At 55.2% G+C, this 15,361-nt stretch carries 14 protein-coding genes and 1 tRNA gene; 8 read left to right on the forward strand and 7 right to left on the reverse strand.

Features of this window, described 5'->3' with window-relative positions:
• Positions 1-188: 188 nt before the first annotated feature.
• The 5 genes from LGM20_RS22725 to LGM20_RS22745 all read right to left on the reverse strand — a co-directional run bounded on the left by LGM20_RS22725 (position 189) and on the right by LGM20_RS22745 (position 4,405).
• Complete coding sequence (locus LGM20_RS22725) at positions 189-1,790, reverse strand: DUF2326 domain-containing protein (RefSeq protein WP_044525233.1); 1,602 nt, start codon at positions 1,788-1,790, stop codon at positions 189-191.
• Positions 1,784-1,996: an ABC-three component system middle component 7 gene (locus LGM20_RS22730; RefSeq protein ID WP_134901614.1), complete on the reverse strand. Its 213-nt coding sequence runs from the start codon at positions 1,994-1,996 to the stop codon at positions 1,784-1,786. Before LGM20_RS22730 ends, LGM20_RS22725 begins: the two co-directional genes overlap by 7 nt.
• A gap of 5 nt (positions 1,997-2,001) precedes the next feature.
• Positions 2,002-2,757 carry an ABC-three component system protein gene (locus LGM20_RS22735; RefSeq protein ID WP_134901613.1) on the reverse strand — a complete coding sequence of 252 codons (756 nt, stop codon included), beginning with the start codon at positions 2,755-2,757 and terminating at the stop codon, positions 2,002-2,004.
• Positions 2,758-2,887: 130 nt separating this feature from the next.
• Entirely contained in the window at positions 2,888-4,156 is a 1,269-nt protein-coding gene (locus tag LGM20_RS22740) for a tyrosine-type recombinase/integrase (protein ID WP_044525230.1), read from the reverse strand.
• Positions 4,157-4,320: 164 nt separating this feature from the next.
• Positions 4,321-4,405 (reverse strand) — tRNA-Leu (locus LGM20_RS22745).
• Positions 4,406-4,996: 591 nt separating this feature from the next.
• Here LGM20_RS22745 and LGM20_RS22750 point away from each other — a divergent pair.
• From LGM20_RS22750 to LGM20_RS22785, 8 genes are all read left to right on the forward strand, one after another.
• Entirely contained in the window at positions 4,997-5,671 is a 675-nt protein-coding gene (locus tag LGM20_RS22750; protein WP_044525229.1) for a carbonic anhydrase, read from the forward strand.
• A complete protein-coding gene (locus LGM20_RS22755) occupies positions 5,668-7,137 on the forward strand; it encodes a SulP family inorganic anion transporter (protein ID WP_044525228.1) in 1,470 nt (489 codons plus the stop codon). Before LGM20_RS22750 ends, LGM20_RS22755 begins: the two co-directional genes overlap by 4 nt.
• 111 nt (positions 7,138-7,248) lie before the next feature.
• Positions 7,249-8,268 (forward strand): NADPH-dependent aldehyde reductase Ahr, encoded by a 1,020-nt coding sequence (gene ahr, locus LGM20_RS22760; RefSeq protein ID WP_044525227.1) that lies wholly within the window; start codon positions 7,249-7,251, stop codon positions 8,266-8,268.
• Between the two features lie 130 nt (positions 8,269-8,398).
• Positions 8,399-9,283, forward strand: a complete 885-nt coding sequence (locus LGM20_RS22765; protein ID WP_162823544.1) for a carbohydrate ABC transporter permease — start codon at positions 8,399-8,401, stop codon at positions 9,281-9,283.
• Positions 9,273-10,160, forward strand: coding sequence for a carbohydrate ABC transporter permease (locus tag LGM20_RS22770; RefSeq protein WP_044525226.1), 888 nt, complete (start codon positions 9,273-9,275; stop codon positions 10,158-10,160). The genes LGM20_RS22765 and LGM20_RS22770 overlap by 11 nt, the downstream gene beginning before the upstream one ends.
• Positions 10,161-10,170: 10 nt before the next feature.
• Positions 10,171-10,995 carry a phosphodiesterase gene (locus LGM20_RS22775; RefSeq protein WP_044525225.1) on the forward strand — a complete coding sequence of 275 codons (825 nt, stop codon included), beginning with the start codon at positions 10,171-10,173 and terminating at the stop codon, positions 10,993-10,995.
• A 5-nt stretch (positions 10,996-11,000) separates the two neighbouring features.
• Positions 11,001-12,074 carry an ABC transporter ATP-binding protein gene (locus tag LGM20_RS22780; protein WP_044525224.1) on the forward strand — a complete coding sequence of 358 codons (1,074 nt, stop codon included), beginning with the start codon at positions 11,001-11,003 and terminating at the stop codon, positions 12,072-12,074.
• Positions 12,067-13,377, forward strand: coding sequence for an ABC transporter substrate-binding protein (locus LGM20_RS22785; protein ID WP_044525223.1), 1,311 nt, complete (start codon positions 12,067-12,069; stop codon positions 13,375-13,377). The genes LGM20_RS22780 and LGM20_RS22785 overlap by 8 nt, the downstream gene beginning before the upstream one ends.
• A gap of 166 nt (positions 13,378-13,543) precedes the next feature.
• Here the strand turns inward: LGM20_RS22785 and iolE are convergent, their stop codons facing one another.
• A complete protein-coding gene (gene iolE / locus LGM20_RS22790) occupies positions 13,544-14,443 on the reverse strand; it encodes a myo-inosose-2 dehydratase (protein WP_044525222.1) in 900 nt (299 codons plus the stop codon).
• A gap of 23 nt (positions 14,444-14,466) precedes the next feature.
• Positions 14,467-15,351, reverse strand: a complete 885-nt coding sequence (locus LGM20_RS22795) for a sugar phosphate isomerase/epimerase family protein (protein WP_004152193.1) — start codon at positions 15,349-15,351, stop codon at positions 14,467-14,469.
• Between the last annotated feature and the right edge of the window lie 10 nt (positions 15,352-15,361).

A 15,361-nucleotide genomic window follows, 5' to 3' on the forward strand; every position in this document is an offset into this window, starting at 1 on the left:
AATTAGTTATTTCGGCGCCGATGCTGTTACCACTTAAACCGCTCACCTCCTGTCCATGCATTCATCTGATGCATTCGGCCTGTTGCAGCTTAAGCCCCACTAAGCACCTGCATGAAAACAGACCTACGAAGCGCGCAGGCGAGGCGGGGAAAGCATTGCGCGCAAACTTGAAGAGTACATTGTCTAAATTAGTCTTTTAAATTCCACAGTTCTCCGAATGCGGGCATCTTTCTACTTACTCGCATGAATCTAGAGCTTCTCAGTATTATCCTAGTTCGTTCACTCAAAAGGCTTAACTGATCCATGGCTACAAAAATTTGCTTCCTACTCTGAGCAAGACACTCGATAATTGCTTCATTTGTTTTAGACTCTATGTTTTTAAATATTAAAGAATCTTCAATCAAAATAGGTAAAGATGTATTCCTCAGGAAGGAAATGTCAAATATCAGCAAATCAGAATATGACTTCCCAGTGCCAGAATCGCTATAATGCTCAAAGACGTAGCTTTTTTTATTCAAGCGTAACCTTGGATAAATCTTGCTATTCTGATATATCTCAGAACAAACAATATTTATATTTTCGTTAATGGTTTTTTCAACACCCATTAATACACTATCTACCCTCTCATCAATTTCAGCACGTAAAGTCTTCACACTTTCATCAATATCATTTTTCATTTCTGTAAAATGGATTATTCTCTCAATATCTTTTTTTCGTATTGTAAGTGAAAGAACTTCGTCAATTAACTCTTTTGGTTTATCAAGCTTCCCAGCAGATGCTTTGATTTGTTCATCTATGTTAATCAGCGATTGATCAATATCATTCACTTGAAACTCAAGAACCTTTATCTCTTCTTTGATTTTGCTCGTCAATATCTTAGTGATTCCAGAGTGGAATGACTCCACTTGAGTTAGCTTATCAATATTAACGGTAGGTAAGAAATCTATTAGTTTTTCGAAATACTTACCCTTTATAGTTCCTGCATGAAGAAGGTTGGTTTTCAATCTTTCAATCTTGCCATTCAAAACAGAACGTTGCTTTTGGAAGCTATTTTTATCCTTTATCAATTCAATGTTTTTTTCATTTACAATAGATTCAATACCTGAAATGAAACTACCAAAATCATCTTTTATGTAATTAATCTTTTCATTAATAGTTATGAGCTCAGACATTAAAGCACGTACTTCTTTTTTAGTGGCCTTGCTTATTAACCCTTTCTTTATTGCTGAATCAAGACTGCTCCTTAAGCTCTCTTGTTCTTTTTTATTTTTGTGCATTTCATCGAACAAATCTGCATAACCGAATGTTTTTATTAAAAATTCTTTAATTTCTGCGTAACTTTCAGATGGATGGTTGTGTAATGGATTATCAGGATCTTCGTTACCTTTTCTCCATATTCTCGAAAATCGAGATGTAATATTCCTAAAGGTTGGCGCGCTTTCAGTCAAGCCATACTGTTCAGAGAGAAAATCCCTATATTCAGCAATTGTTTTCTCTTCATTCCCAACGCAGTATTGAACGATATTTGGAAATTCGGTGCTTCGAAAGAACCGGTAACAAACGTTATTAAATTCGAAATTAGCATAAACTTTTACATGCCCTTTTTGATTAATAACATCAACACAATTTTTTAAAAAACTATCTCCTCCAAAAACAAAATCTATTAGATATAAAACGGAGGATTTCCCAATGGAGTTTGCTCCACTCCGAGGGCCTAATATAGTATTGAGACCTGGGCCGAACACCAAAGTTTCACGAACTAATTTTTTGCAATATATTGACGTCAGCATTTTTCCAATATCCCTTTTTCATTAACCTTGATCTTTTCTATTATGAATAGCACGTCAAGAGAAAACACAAATTCATCTATACCCTCAAAAAGATGTGAAACTTCATCATAAAGCTCAAGTAAACCTATTGTTTCAAAATCCTCTTCTAGGATGGCGAGCATTTTAAACAAGATTGATTCTCTTAATGGTGTCGCTTTATTTGGCACTATCACTAGAACACCTCGCAATTTTGAACAAAAAACGAGATTAAAACCTCAGATGCGACCTTGTTCTTTGTTTGACATGTAAGATGAACCCAACTCACTAGAGCATCGAAAGCCTTCTCTTTATCTAACCCACTTCGTTTTAAACTTAGATAATGAGTTTTGACCTCGGAATAAACTAACTCAGAGGTACCAGGAATATCTTTATCCAGCTCTTGAAAAAGTTGTTTAATATCGACGTAAAAATAATTAACAAACCCTTGGACTTTAAACTTTAATAAAAAATCATTGTCATCAGGTAATTTCGTATCAATAGTCTTAGCGTCAAAATCTAGATTTGCTTGTGCTTGATTAATTTTACTTGCTAACCTTTCTATTAACTCCTTCACTTCTTCAGTTAAGTGAAAAGTTGATAAGTTCCTTCTTATTTCTGCGTTTTGAGAGGATGCTGTTTTTATCTTACACATTTCTCGGTAACCCTCAACTGTACGAGGGTTATCGAAGACTTTATGGCAATCCTTACACAAAGCAATAAGATTACCTAGATCATCAACATCAGTCGTTAGCCTTTTTTCATTTTTTAATAAAATAATTTCGCTTGGTCGAGGGGAGTGAGGATATATATGAGCTACTTCATATACCTTAACATGGCTTTTACCGCTTTTTTTTAATAGCGCTTTATTGCATTTCGGACAGATGCCATTCACCTCATCACATAAGGCTATATTCATATTTTCAGTGATAGATCCTCTTTTCCCTGCCACAATCGGCTCCTAAACAATTAGTTTGGTTATATTCCCACGACTTCAATAGACAGATCAAAACTCTCGTATCATAAAGTAAGCCACCTTGTCAACGGATGCTTATCATACGAATGAAGAAGTTAACATAAATTTATGCACTATTCGTCTTTAGCTTCGCAAACTCATAAGGTGTTAGATATGTATTTTTATTCCAATCTAGATAATCTGACCACCACTGCACCATCAGCCTACGCTCATCTAAATGCTCTGAAGTGTGAATATAAGCAGCACGTACATTATTACGCTCTGAATGACTCAGTTGACGCTCAATCGCATCATCACTCCATAACCCTGACTCACCGAGCGCACCACGCGCCATTGTCCTGAATCCATGCCCGCAAACCTCGGTTTTCGTGTCATACCCCATAGCACGCAATGCGCTGTTTACCGTGTTTTCACTCATAACCTTTGTTGCGTCATGATCACCCGGAAAAAGCAGCTCTTTATCACCACTAATCTGCTTTAACTGGTTTAGCAAAATCATCGCCTGCCGACTAAGCGGAACGATATGCTCCTCTTTCATCTTCATGCCACGGTATGAGTAACGCACGCCTTTAATTTCTTCTCGCTTTGCAGGTACACGCCAAAGAGATTTATCGAAATCAAACTCTTCCCAACGAGCAAAGCGTAACTCGCTGGAACGTACAAAAGTTAGCAGAGAAAGCTCAACCGCGATCCGCGTCATTACACGGCCACGATATGCAGCAAGACGAGCAAGAAACTCAGGGAACCGGCTAGAGGGTAAAGCAGGATAGTGTCGTGCTTTGGTTGTTGATAAAGCACCAGCCATATCACTGGCCGGGTTAGAGTCGATGTAATCGTTCTGTACGGCATAACGCATAATAGCCGTCACACGCTGCTGAAGACGCTGTGCGACGTCATGTTTGCCACTGGCATCAACTTTTTTAATCGGGGCTAACAGGTGGCTGGTTTTGAGCTGGCGAATGTCGGACGAACCGATATGAGGGAAGATATAAAGCTCAAGATAGCGGAGAACGCGCGATCGATGGTCTTCACTCCAGCGCTTGTTACTGGCATGCCATTCGCGAGCAATGGTTTCGAAAGTATATGCACCCGAATTCTCGGCCTGATCTTCTTTCTGTTCGGCTTTTGGGTCAATGCCCTGTACTAACAGCTTTTTAGCTTCGTCGCGCTTGGCTCTTGCCTGAGCAAGCGTCACAGTAGGCCAAACACCAAAAGCAAGGCGATCCTCTTTTTTGTCAGAGGGGCGTCTGTATTTCATGCGCCAGTATTTAGACCCCTTAGCCGAAACCTCGAGATACAAACCGCCGCCATCGGCCATTTTGTAGGTTTTGTCTTTGGGCTTTGCGGTCTCTACCTGCCTGGCGTTGAGCTTCATTTTGGGGGCACATTTCTAATCGAAGTTAAGATGCCCCCAATTATGCCCCCAATGACATCCGGATTTCAACGGACAACCTCGGACGACTCAGGACGTAAAAATCGCTGCAAGCATTGATTTTTAAGGTAAAATTGGACTTTCTCGGATGGTCTTGGAAGTACTAATGGTGCCGAAGGCCGGACTCGAACCGGCACGTATTTCTACGGTTGATTTTGAATCAACTGCGTCTACCGATTTCGCCACTTCGGCACTGAAGGGGATGCGGAAACGTTCTGGATTATACCTGTCGGCGGCGGCCATGCAAGCGACAGCGTGTCGTCATCGCGCTAAGTGTTGAAAAAAACAGCACTATCCTGCTCGGCGTCACCTTTTGCCGCCGTTCCATAGCGTGCCTACCACCAGCAACCCTTCTCTCACCCTCCCGCAGACCCAGCTCCACCTGCCAGCCACTCCCCTTTCCCCCTTTACCCCCCAAACCCCACTCAAACTTATCTCAAATTTTTCTCACATTACTCTCACCAGCATACCTCAACACAACCCAACGCTCCCCACCCATCCCCAATATCCAATCCCTCAATATTCCCCCGCCCCCACCCACCATCATTCCCATATATTCCAGAAAGTTTTAGCCAATGCCTTTTTGTTATTCATCCGCTCCGCAGTCAAATATTAATTTCATCAATATTTTTATAACTTTACATTAATGAAAAGTTTTCTTTTTGCCGTTTATTCCAGGATTTTCCTCAGGCGTGAAGGGTTCCGGTAAACACTATTTTTACTAGTCGCTGTACGAGTCTTGATGGACATATTCACTCGATGAATTAACTCAGGAGAATACTTGTGACGACGTTAAAACCTTTGCTGGCCCGCAACCGCAGCTGGGCGCTGCAGAAGTGTCAGCATGACCCGGACTATTTCGAAAAATGGGTCGACGGGCAGCGGCCCCACTCGCTGTGGATCGGCTGCTCCGACAGCCGCGTTCCCGCCGAGGTGCTCACCGGCAGCCAGCCCGGCGAGCTCTTTGTCCACCGTAATATCGCCAACATGCTCGATCCCGCCGACGACAACGTCATGAGCGTCCTGCAGTATGCCCTGCACTACCTTGAGGTGGAGCGGGTGGTGCTCTGCGGCCACTACGGCTGCGGCGGCGTGCAGGCGGCGCTCTCTCTGCCCACCCTGCCGCTGGCGCAGGAATCCTCGGCGCTGGCTCGCCGCATCGGCCAGTTGCGCCACACCCTGCATCACGAAATTGCGCAGATCGCCGATGGATGTGGTGTTGCGGCCTCCTCCGGCGCCAGCGCCGGCACCGACGCGGAGCGCTCTCGCCATGCGCTGGACGCCCTGGTGGAAGCCAACGTTCGCGCCCAGTTCGCCCGTCTGCTGGAGAGTGAACCGGTGCAGACGGTGCTCGCCAGCGGGCGGCCGCTCAGCCTGCACGGCTGCGTCTACGATCTGGCTTCCGGCCATTTAACCACCCTCGTCGAACACCTCTCACCGCAGGAGCACGCCCCATGAACACACTTCGTCAGGACTCTCTCGCCGGCATCGTCGTCTTCCTTGTCGCCCTGCCGCTGTGCCTTGGCATCGCCCAGGCCAGCGGCTTACCGCCCTTCGTTGGCCTGCTGACCGGCATCATCGGCGGCCTGGTCGTCACCGCCCTCAGCCCCTCCCGCTTCGCCGTCAGCGGCCCCGCCGCCGGACTGGTCACCATCGTCGTCGCCGCCATAGAATCCCTGGGTTCCTTCTCCGTCTTCCTGATGGCGCTGGTGCTGGCCGGCGTGCTGCAGCTGCTGTTCGGCATTCTGCGGGCCGGGCGTTTTATCTCGCTGGTTCCCGCCAGCGTCATCAAAGGCATGCTGGCGGCGATCGGCATCCTGCTGATTATGCAGCAGATCCCCGTCGCGCTCGGCACGGCGGAAGAGACCGGGCTTGCCGATGTGGTTCAGGGCAATGCCGCTTTCTCCGTCACTGCGATTGCCGTCGCCGCGGGCGGCCTGCTGGTGCTCTGGCTCTGGGGCTCGCCGCTTATCCGCCGGGTGAAGAGCCTGCGCTGGATCCCCGGGCCGCTGATCGCCGTCCTGCTCGGCTGCGTGACCACCCTGCTGCTGACCCATTTTGCGCCGCAACAGCTGGCCGCCCTGCCGCGGATCACCCTGCCGGCGTTCGGCAGCCTCGGCGACCTGCTGGGCGAGCTGGAGTCGCCGGCGTGGAGCGCGTGGCGCAATCCGTCGGTGTGGGTGGTGGCGGTGACCCTGGCGCTGGTCGCCAGCCTCGAAACCCTGCTCAGCCAGGAGGCGCTGAAAAAGCTGCGCCCGCAAAATCCGCCGCCTTCGCCGAACCGCGAAATGGTCGCCCAGGGCGTCGGCAACCTGCTCTCCGGCGTGCTGGGGGCGATGCCGATCACCGCGGTGATCGTCCGCAGCTCGGTGAACGTCAGCAACGGCGCGCAGAGCAAACTGTCGATCTTTATCCACGGCGTGCTGCTGTTGATCTGCGGCCTGTGGTTTAGCGGCCTGCTGACCCTGATCCCGCTCGCCAGCCTCGCCGCCGTGCTGCTCTATACCGGCTATAAGCTGGCGACGCCGCGGCTGTTCATCGAGCAGTTCCGCCAGGGGGCAGCGCAGTACGTCCCCTTCCTCGCCACCATCGGCGGGATTATCGCCTTCGGCATGCTGGCGGGGATCGGGATTGGTCTTGCCACCCAGATGGCGTTCAGCCTCTGGCGCAGCCATCGCCACTCGCTGCAGCTGGCGCGCTACGATGACCACTACGTGCTGCGCATCCAGCAGAATCTGACCTTTATGCACAATCCGCATCTGCTGGCCCTGCTGGCGAAAATTCCGGAAAAGAGCGTGGTGATCGTCGAGCATGACAGCGTCGGCTACCTCGACCCGGACGTGCAGGCGGTGCTGGATGATTTTGCCGAGAACGCCCCGCAGCGCGGCATCCGCCTTAATCAGTGGCCGCTGGCCAGCCGCTGACCTTAACGGGCGGCTGGTCCGCCCGCTTCGCTACCCCTCCGATTGCCAAGCGCCGGGGAATACCATGCTCTACACTTTCTGGGTTATCACGCCAACCCCAAGGAAATGAACATGAGCATCATTAAAAGCTACGCCGCCAAAGAAGCGGGCGCCGATCTGTCGCTGTGGGAATACGATGCCGGCGAGCTGCAGCCGGAAGATGTCGAAGTTGAGGTGGAATACTGCGGGATCTGCCATTCGGACCTGTCGATGATCGACAACGAATGGGGAATGTCGAGCTACCCGCTGGTGGCCGGTCACGAGGTGATTGGCCGGGTGGCGGCGCTGGGCAGCGCGGCGCAGGATAAAGGGCTGAAGATTGGCCAGAAGGTCGGCATCGGCTGGACGGCGCGCAGCTGCGGCCACTGCGACGCCTGCATCAGCGGCAACCAGATCAACTGTCTGGAAGGCTCGGTGCCGACCATTCTCAACCGCGGCGGCTTCGCCAATAAGCTACGAGCCGACTGGCAGTGGGTGATCCCCCTGCCGGAGAGCATCGATCTGGCGTCCGCCGGCCCGATGCTGTGCGGCGGCATCACCGTCTTTAAACCGCTGCTGACCCACCACGTCACCGCCACCAGCCGCGTCGGGGTGATCGGCATCGGCGGCCTCGGCCATATCGCCATTAAGCTGCTGCGGGCGATGGGCGCGGAAGTGACCGCCTTCAGCTCCAACCAGGCCAAAGAGCAGGAAGTGCTGGCGATGGGCGCCGATCGCGTGGTCAACAGCCGCGATCCTGAAGCCCTAAAAGCGCTGGCCGGCCAGTTCGACCTGATTATCAACACCGTCGCCGTCGACCTCGACTGGCAGCCGTACTTTGAAGCGCTGGCGTACGGCGGCAACTTCCACACCGTCGGCGCGGTAATGAAGCCCTTCCCGGTGCCGGCCTTTACCCTGATCGGCGGCGACCGCAGCATCTCCGGCTCGGCGACCGGTAACCCGTCCGAACTGCGCACTCTGATGAAGTTTGCCGGCCGCAGCAAAGTGGCCCCAACCACCGAGCTGTTCCCGATGTCGCAGATTAACGAAGCGCTGAAGCACGTTCGCGAAGGCAAAGCCCGCTACCGCGCGGTGCTGAAAGCCGACTTCTAATGGTTCTCTCCCGCCGGGCGGCCCGCTCGCCCGGCGTTTTTCCCGTCGCTTCATCAAACCGTCATCTCCCCGCCATGCCTCTGTAGTCATTGCTTCCCACAATCCGGGCTTCGATAAATGGCTGAACGAGATGCGCGTCACCATGAGAAAGACCTGGCTTCCCTGGCTGATCCTGTCGCCTTCCCTGCTGATTTTACTGCTGTTTACCTGGTTCCCGCTGGGGCGTTCGGTGTATGACAGCCTGTTTGATACCCGCATGGCCAGCGACGGCGCGCAGTACGTCGGGCTGGATAATTTCGCCCGCCTGTTTGCCGATAACGTCTTCTGGCAGTCGCTGGGCAATAACCTGCTCTATATCCTGCTGACGGTAGTGCCCGGGGTGACCCTCGCCCTGCTGCTGGCGGTCGCCCTGAGCGAGAACCATCGCGTCAACCGCTGGCTGCGCACCGCCTTCTTCTTCCCGATGATTATCCCGATGGTCAGCGCCGCCGCGCTGTGGCTGTTTATCTTTATGCCCGGCCTCGGCCTGCTCGACCACTATCTGGCGAAGCTGTTCGGGCCGATGAACAACAACTGGCTGGGGCGCAGCAACAGCGCGCTGCTGGCCCTGGCGCTAATCGGCGTGTGGAAGTTCGCCGGCTACTACATGCTGTTTTTCCTCGCCGGGCTGCAGAGCATTCCGGCCTCGACGCGGGAAGCGGCGCTGATGGAAGGGGCTACCCGCACGCAGGTCTTTTTTAAGGTCACGCTACCGCTGCTGCGCCCGACCCTGAGCTTTGTGATCACCACCGCGCTGATCTACTCCATCACCCAGATCGACCACGTGGCGGTGATGACCCGCGGCGGGCCGGACAACGCCACCACCGTGCTGCTCTATTACATCCAGAATCTCGCCTGGGATACCCACGACCTCGGCAAAGCCTCCGCCGCCACCTTCCTGACCCTGGCCGGGCTGTTCGCCTTCTCGCTGATTAACCTGAAACTGCTGGAGAAAGGAGCCCACTATGAGCGCTGACATCTCGCCGCTGCTGGTCCGCACGCCCGCCGCCGCCCGTCCGCTGTGGCTGCGCCTGCGCCGCTCGTCGCCCTTTACGCTCACAGTATTAATGTGCTGCCTGGCGCTGCTGTGGGTAAGCCCGTTTATCTGGATGCTGGCCACCTCGTTCAGCGCCACCACCTTCGGGGAAGATATGGCCTCGTTGCTGCCGCGCCTGCCGCTGACCCTCGATAACTTCCGCGACGCCTGGAACAGCGCCGACTGGCTGAGCCTGTACGCCAACACCCTTATCTTCACCTTCGGCACCTTCTTCGTGCAGCTGTTGACCATCACCACCGCCGGGTACGTCTTCGCCTGCCACGAGTTTCGCGGCAAGCAGACGCTGTTTCTCCTGTTCCTGGTGCAGCTGATGATCATGCCGGTAGTGATGATGGTGCCGAACATGCTGACCCTGAAAACCTTCGGCCTGCTCAACACCCTCACCGGGGTGATGATGCCCTACTTCACCTCGGCGTTCGGCGTGTTCCTGATGCGTCAGGCGTTCCTCGCCATTCCGAAAGAGCTGGAGGAGGCGGCGCTGATGGAGGGCTGCCGCTGGTGGCAGGTGCTGTTCCGCGTGCTGCTGCCGATGTCCTGGCCGTCGGTGCTGGCCTTCGCCACCGTCAGCATTACCTACCACTGGAACGAATACCTGTGGCCGCTGATGATGCTCAACGATCCCGATAAGCAGGTGCTGACCGTCGGGCTGGTCTCCTTCGCCATGGGCGCCGAATCCGGCGGCCAGTGGGGCACCATCGGCGCCGGAACGCTGATGGTCTGCCTGCCGCTGATGCTGGCGTTCATCCTTTTTCAGAAACAGTTCCTGCGGAGCTTCGGCTTCTCCGGGATCAAATAAGGAGTGATTCATGCTGTTAGCGCACATTTCCGATACCCATTTCCGCAGCCGCGGCGAGAAGCTGTACGGCTTTATCGACGTCAACGCCGCCAACGCCGACGTGGTCTCCCAGCTTAACGCGCTGCGCGAGCGTCCGGACGCGGTGGTGGTGAGCGGGGATATCGTCAACTGCGGCCGCCCGGCGGAGTATCAGGTGGCCCGCCAGATCCTCGGCAGCCTGAACTATCCGCTGTATCTGATCCCCGGCAACCACGACGACAAAGCCCATTTTCTCGAGCATCTTCACCCGCTATGCCCGCTGCTGGGCAACGATGCGCAAAATATGCGCTATGCGGTGGATGACTTCGCCACCCGCCTGCTGTTTATCGATTCCAGCCGCGCCGGCACCTCGAAAGGCTGGCTGACCGACGAGACCATCGGCTGGCTGGAAGCCCAGCTGTTCGAGGGCGGCGACAAACCGGCGACTCTCTTTATGCACCACCCGCCGCTGCCGCTGGGCAATGCGCAGATGGACCCGATCGCCTGCGAAAACGGCCACCGTCTGCTGGCGCTGGTGGAGCGTTTCCCGTCGCTGACGCGCATCTTCTGCGGCCATAACCACAGCCTGACCATGACCCAGTATCGCCAGGCGCTGATCTCCACTATCCCCGGCACCGTCCATCAGGTGCCGTACTGCCACGACGACACCCGGCCCTATTACGACCTTTCTCCGGCCTCATGTCTGATGCACCGCCAGGTCGGCGAGCAGTGGGTGAGCTACCAGCACTCGCTGGCCCACTACGCCGGGCCGTGGCTGTACGACGAAAACATCAGTTGCCCAACGGAAGAGCGCTAACCGCCATGCTCAGTCTGCAAAACATCAGTAAACGTTTCGACGGCAAGCCGGCGCTCAGCGCCCTGTCGCTGGATATTCACGAAGGCGAATTCGTGGTGCTGGTCGGCCCGTCGGGCTGCGGAAAAAGCACCCTGCTGCGCCTGCTCGCCGGCCTGGAGCCGGTCAGCGAAGGCCAAATCTGGCTGCATGATGAGAACATCACCGCCACCACGCCGCGCGAGCGCAACTTCGCGATGATCTTCCAGAACTATGCCCTGTTTCCGCATCTGTCGGTGCGCGACAACATCACCTTCGGCATGAAGGTGCGCAAGGAAGAGAAAAGCAGCTGGCAGCCGCGGGTGGACAACGTGGCGCAGATGCTGCAGCTGGAGGCGCTGCTCGACCGCAAACCGGCGAAGCTCTCCGGCGGCCAGCGCCAGCGGGTGGCGATGGCCCGGGCGATTGTGCGTAATCCGCGGCTGTTCCTGATGGACGAGCCGCTCTCCAACCTCGACGCCCGTCTGCGCAGCGAAGTGCGCGACAGCATTATGGCGCTCCATCAGCAGCTGAAAACCAGCACCATCTATGTGACCCACGACCAGACCGAGGCGATGTCGATGGCCGACCGCATCGTGGTGATGAACGGCGGCCACGTGCAGCAGGTCGGGCGCCCGGAGTATCTCTACGCCAACCCGGCCAACCTGTTCGTCGCCGGATTTATCGGTTCGCCGGCGATGAACCTGCTGTCGCTGCCCTGCGCCAACGGTGAAGTACTGTTGGGAGAACAGCGCCATCCGCTGCCGCCGCGCCACCGGGATCAGACCCGCGTCTGGCTGGGCGTTCGCCCGGAACATATTACCGACCGCGTGGAGGAGGGCCATCTGCGCCTGCCGGCCACCGTTCTGCAACGAGAACTTATGGGAGCCGATTACCTGCTCCACGTCAGCACCCCGATCGGCACCCTGCGCTTTAGCCGCCGCCACCGCGGCACGGTGCCGGAGAAAGGCGAGTCGCTACCGATCGGCTTTTCGCCTGCCGATGTGCATCTTTTTCATGCTGAGACCCAGCATAATTTACTGATGGAGTGTAATCATGTTTAAACCTCTTACGGTAGTCGCGGTTAGCCTCAGCCTCGCCCTGAGCGGCGCGGCGCTGGCAAAAGAGAAAATAGACTTCATGTTCCCGGCGCCGGTGGACGGCAAGCTGACCATGGAGATGACCCGCGTCATTAAGCAATTCAACGACTCGCAGCAGGATGTGGAAGTGCGCGGCATCTTCACCGGCAACTACGACACCACCAAGATCAAAGCTGAATCGGCGCAGAAGGCCGGCCAGCCGCCGGCGCTGGTGATCATGTCCGCTAACTTCACCACCGATCTGGCGCTGAAGGATGAGATCCTGCCGATGGATGAGTTGTTTAAATATGGCGATCAAAAGGCCGGCGATTTTCTGCAAAAGGAATTCTGGCCCGCGATGCATAAGAACGCCCAGGTGATGGGCACCACTTATGCGATCCCGTTCCATAACTCGACGCCGATCCTCTACTACAACAAGACGATGTTCGATCGGGCCGGGATCAAACAGCCGCCGCAGACCTGGGCCGAGCTGCTGGCCGATGCCAAAAAGCTGACCGACGAGAGCACCGGCCAGTGGGGGATCATGCTGCCGTCGACCAACGACGACTACGGCGGCTGGATCTTCTCGGCGCTGGTGCGCGCCAACGGCGGGAAATACTTTAACGAAGACTATCCGGGCGAAGTCTATTACAACTCGCCGACCGCCATCGGCGCCCTGCGCTTCTGGCAGGATCTGATCTACAAGGACAAGGTGATGCCGTCCGGGGTGCTGAACTCGAAGCAGATCAGCGCTGCGTTCTTCTCCGGCAAGCTCGGGATGGCGATGCTCAGCACCGGCGCGCTGGGCTTTATGCGCGAGAACAGCAAAGACTTTGAGCTTGGGGTGGCGATGCTGCCGGCCAAAGAGCAGCGCGCGGTGCCGATCGGCGGCGCCAGCCTGGTGAGCTTTAAAGGCATCAACGAGGCGCAGAAGAAAGCGGCGTATCAGTTCCTGATCTATCTGGTGAGCCCCGACGTGAACGGCGCGTGGAGCCGTTTTACCGGCTACTTCTCGCCGCGCAAGGCGTCATACGATACGCCGGAGATGAAGGCCTATCTGCAGCAGGATCCGCGGGCGGCGATCGCGCTTGAGCAGCTGAAGTACGCCCATCCGTGGTACTCCACCTGGGAGACCGTGGCGGTGCGTAAGGCGATGGAGAACCAGCTGGCGGCGGTGGTTAACGATGCCAAAGTGACGCCGGAAGCGGCGGTTCAGGCGGCGCAAAAGGAAGCCGACGCGCTGATGAAACCTTATGTGGATAAAACCGCGCTGGCGGAAGTGAAGTGACGCTTTACCCGTCATCGCCACCCTCACCCCGGCCCTCTCCCTGAGGGAAAGGGAACTGTCCGGCGCCGGGGTTAAGATCCAGTCAGGCGGTTTGCAAGCGGGAACAGGGATTGAGAAAGGAAAAAAAGCAGGCCATACCCGGTATGGCCTGAAAATGTCACAACGATTAGATCCCTGCCGTTTCGCGGATATATTTGCGCGCTTTTACGGCGTATTCGAAAGGATTGGCCAGGGCAGGATCCTGCTCGGCTTCCACCACCATCCAGCCTTTATAGCCAAAGTCGTCCAGCAGCTTGAACACCGGACGGAAATCGATCACCCCGTCGCCCGGGACGGTGAAGGTGCCTTTTTTCACGCCGTCGAGGAACGACAGGCCGTCGCGGCGCACCTGGTCGATCACCGGCGGACGGACGTCCTTCAGGTGAACGTGGTTGATGCGCGGCAGATACTTTTTGAGGATCGCCAGCATCGGCGCTTCGCCGCCTTCGGAGTACCAGGCGTGGCCGGTGTCGAACAGCAGGAAGACGCGCTCGTCCACCAGCGACATAAACTTGTCGATTTCCGCAGTGGTCTGGATGCCGGTGCCCATGTGGTGGTGCAGACAGACCTGCATCCCCTTCTCCGCCGCCAGGCGACCAAGGGTGTTGTAGCCTTCCGCCACCCGCTGCCACTCTTCGTCGCTGAAGCACGGCTTCGCATCGCCGAGGATCGGTTTATCCAGCCCCTGGATGCTGCCGCTCTGCTCGGAGCAGCCAATCACTCTCGCGCCCATCGCATGGAGGAAGTTCATGTGATTGACGAATTCATCAATGGTTTTTTCCCGCTGGCCGTTAGCGAAAAAGGTGCTGAACCAGGCGTTGCAGATCTGAATGCCGCGGATGTCCAGCATCGGCTTGAGAACCGCCGGATCGCGCGGATATTTGCTGCCGACTTCGCTGCCGGTAAAGCCGGCCAGCGCCATTTCGCTGACGATCTGCTGGAAAGTATTTTCGCTGCCGAGCTCCGGCATATCATCGTTAGTCCAGCCGATCGGGGCGACAGCCAGTTTGACGTTATCTTTGTTCATAGTAGGGCTCCTGCCGCTGCGCCTTAGCGGCGCAGCAATTCACGTTCAATGAGTTCACGGGTTTCCACTGCCTGGTATTTCATTTTTTCCGGGTAGCCAAACAGCGAGGTGGCGACAATCGGCTCCCCGCCGACCTTGAAGGTCTGCTCGGCGAATTTCATTTCGCGCAGGGTGCGGAACAGCGCGTCGAAATCCACATCCCCTTCCCCGACGCCTACGTGCTGGTGCACCACGGCATCCACGCCCGGCGGGTTAACGATATAGCGGCAATGTTTCGTATGATTGCGGGTATCCGCAATCAGGACATGGGAGAGATCGCTCCCGGCATAGCGCAGCATGCTCGCCACGTCGCCGACGCCTTTGTCGTAGAAAAAGGTGTGCGGCACGCTGTAGACGTACTTCACGTTATCGCTGCGGAACGACTTCACGATATCGACGGTTTCATTGTTCTCTTCGCAGAAATCCCAGGGATGCGCCTGGATCTCCACGCGGATGCCTTCCCGCTCAAAAATCGGCAACAGCTCTTCCATCGAGCGATAGAACATTTCATCGCAGATCTCAGGCTGATTCGGATCGCCGGAGAACTCGGTGTTGATCACCTGAACGCCCATCTCCACCGCAATTTCCACCAGCCGTTTCCAGTTTTTCACCGCCGCCTGGCGGCGCAGTTCGTCCGGGCCGGACCAGCGGTAGACGCAGATAAACGACGACAGCTCAAGGCCGGTATCGCGCAGCGCCTGCTTGTACTCGGCCATGATCTCCCGGCTGGCGCGCGGGTGCTTGTAGAACGGGTTAATCTGCGGGTGCGGCGACTGTTCAATGTACTTGTAGCCCCACTCCGCTACCTGATGGACCATGCGGGTGATCCCGAGGTCCTTAATCACATCCACATCAAAGGCAATTTTCATCGTCGTTACC

The organism is Klebsiella quasipneumoniae subsp. quasipneumoniae (genome assembly GCF_020525925.1).
GTDB lineage: Bacteria > Pseudomonadota > Gammaproteobacteria > Enterobacterales > Enterobacteriaceae > Klebsiella > Klebsiella quasipneumoniae.

What these genes read in the sequence shown, in the direction of transcription:
- LGM20_RS22765 (WP_162823544.1), top strand. Translation starts at nt 8,399, where the DNA reads ATGCGCGTCACCATGAGAAAGACCTGGCTTCCCTGGCTGATCCTGTCG.
- iolE (WP_044525222.1), bottom strand. Translation starts at nt 14,443, where the DNA reads ATGAACAAAGATAACGTCAAACTGGCTGTCGCCCCGATCGGCTGGACT.
- LGM20_RS22785 (WP_044525223.1), top strand. Translation starts at nt 12,067, where the DNA reads ATGTTTAAACCTCTTACGGTAGTCGCGGTTAGCCTCAGCCTCGCCCTG.
- LGM20_RS22775 (WP_044525225.1), top strand. Translation starts at nt 10,171, where the DNA reads ATGCTGTTAGCGCACATTTCCGATACCCATTTCCGCAGCCGCGGCGAG.
- ahr (WP_044525227.1), top strand. Translation starts at nt 7,249, where the DNA reads ATGAGCATCATTAAAAGCTACGCCGCCAAAGAAGCGGGCGCCGATCTG.
- LGM20_RS22795 (WP_004152193.1), bottom strand. Translation starts at nt 15,351, where the DNA reads ATGAAAATTGCCTTTGATGTGGATGTGATTAAGGACCTCGGGATCACC.
- LGM20_RS22725 (WP_044525233.1), bottom strand. Translation starts at nt 1,790, where the DNA reads ATGCTGACGTCAATATATTGCAAAAAATTAGTTCGTGAAACTTTGGTG.
- LGM20_RS22770 (WP_044525226.1), top strand. Translation starts at nt 9,273, where the DNA reads ATGAGCGCTGACATCTCGCCGCTGCTGGTCCGCACGCCCGCCGCCGCC.
- LGM20_RS22755 (WP_044525228.1), top strand. Translation starts at nt 5,668, where the DNA reads ATGAACACACTTCGTCAGGACTCTCTCGCCGGCATCGTCGTCTTCCTT.
- LGM20_RS22740 (WP_044525230.1), bottom strand. Translation starts at nt 4,156, where the DNA reads ATGAAGCTCAACGCCAGGCAGGTAGAGACCGCAAAGCCCAAAGACAAA.
- LGM20_RS22780 (WP_044525224.1), top strand. Translation starts at nt 11,001, where the DNA reads ATGCTCAGTCTGCAAAACATCAGTAAACGTTTCGACGGCAAGCCGGCG.